The 858-nt window shown below is 19.6% G+C and carries 1 protein-coding gene; it reads right to left on the bottom strand.

What is annotated here, in order from left to right:
* Window positions 1-486 precede the first annotated feature (486 nt).
* Window positions 487-789 (bottom strand): NADH-quinone oxidoreductase subunit K, encoded by a 303-nt coding sequence (locus tag ACQY5W_RS13040; RefSeq protein WP_428025407.1) that lies wholly within the window; start codon window positions 787-789, stop codon window positions 487-489.
* Window positions 790-858: the final 69 nt, after the last annotated feature.

Below are 858 nucleotides of genomic sequence, written 5' to 3'. Positions count from 1 at the left end.
TAGTAAATCGAGGATTTCAACTCCATCTTCTTCGTCACCGTTTTAATTCCGAGTGCTGTTTTATCTGTGAAAAACCACTTACAAATTCCAATTATGACTTTCACAGTTGGGAAAAAAGTAAAGAATTTGACTATAATATTAATTATTTTGATTGTAAAAAAAAAAAAAGAAACTACAAAAAAAACCAATGAAATTAAAAAAGCTATTATTAAAAAATAAAACATATCATAATAAGTACATAACACACAATAATAATATTCAAAAACTTGGTTATAATAAAAATTATTACTAAGAAAAAAATAAAAAATAGTATCATTACCGGTACTTGTATATTTTATAAAGTAATTATATATAATAAAAGGTGTAAGCTCCTCGTTAAAATTATTAGTAAAAAATAACAAATTTAAATAAATAAATAAACTTAACATAAAAAATCTTATTAAATTTTTATAAACTATAAATATTAATCTAGTCATGATATTTTTTTTATAAACTTGTACCAACTAGGCGGTTAATCTGGAGATCCTTTCTAGTGGATTTAAAAAAACTTATAACTAAAGTCAGCCCTAGTGTAGTTTCTGCTGCTGCTATACCTAAAACTAATATTGAATAAAAATAGCCGTATAAAAGATTTAAACTTATGGAAAAAAATATAAAATTTAAAATTACAGAAAAAAGTAATATTTCTATTATTATTAAAGTAATTATTAAATTTTTATTATTATATATAATACCAAACAAACTAAAAATAAATAAAAATAATGTAAAAAATAACCAATTATATACCATATTTAATATGAAAGAAGATTGTATTTAATAAAAAAAAAATTATCAAAAGATAAAAATATAAAAAATGAG

Origin of the sequence: Arcobacter sp. (assembly GCF_050300555.1) — a bacterium.
Classification (GTDB): Bacteria; Campylobacterota; Campylobacteria; order Campylobacterales; family Arcobacteraceae; genus Arcobacter.
This window is presented reverse-complemented; position numbering and strand designations above follow the sequence as displayed.